Genomic DNA, 395 nt, shown 5'->3' with positions numbered 1-395 from the left:
AATTTCAACAATTACTCCAGCAGGTTCTAAACCTGCTAATCTTGCAAAATCGATAGCGGCCTCTGTGTGTCCGGTTCGTCGTAAAACACCACCTTCTTTAGCAACTAGTGGAAAAATATGTCCCGGTCTTGCCAGTTCAAAAGGTCGTGTTTCGTTATCTATAAGGGCCTTTACTGTTTTTGCCCTGTCACTTGCAGAAATTCCTGTGGTAACGCCATTTCCCCTTAAATCCACAGATACGGTAAATGCAGTTTCCATAGGGTCGGTATTATTATTTACCATCATGTTTAACTCAAGATCCTTACATCTATTTTCCGTAAGTGGTGCACAAATTAAACCTCTTCCATGGGTAGCCATGAAGTTTATCATTTCTGGAGTCACTTTTTCGGCAGCAG

At 41.5% G+C, this 395-nt stretch carries 1 protein-coding gene; it reads right to left on the bottom strand.

The window, feature by feature from the left end:
* Nucleotides 1-395: 3,4-dihydroxy-2-butanone-4-phosphate synthase (locus H4O21_RS28335; RefSeq protein WP_182812528.1), on the bottom strand; the 395-nt coding region annotated here is incomplete at both ends.

Source organism: Oceanospirillum sediminis (assembly GCF_014164585.1).
GTDB classification, from domain to species: Bacteria; Pseudomonadota; Gammaproteobacteria; order Pseudomonadales; family Halomonadaceae; genus Oceanospirillum; species Oceanospirillum sediminis.
The sequence above is the reverse complement of the archived record's forward strand: the minus strand, read 5'-3'. Positions and strand labels throughout refer to the sequence as shown.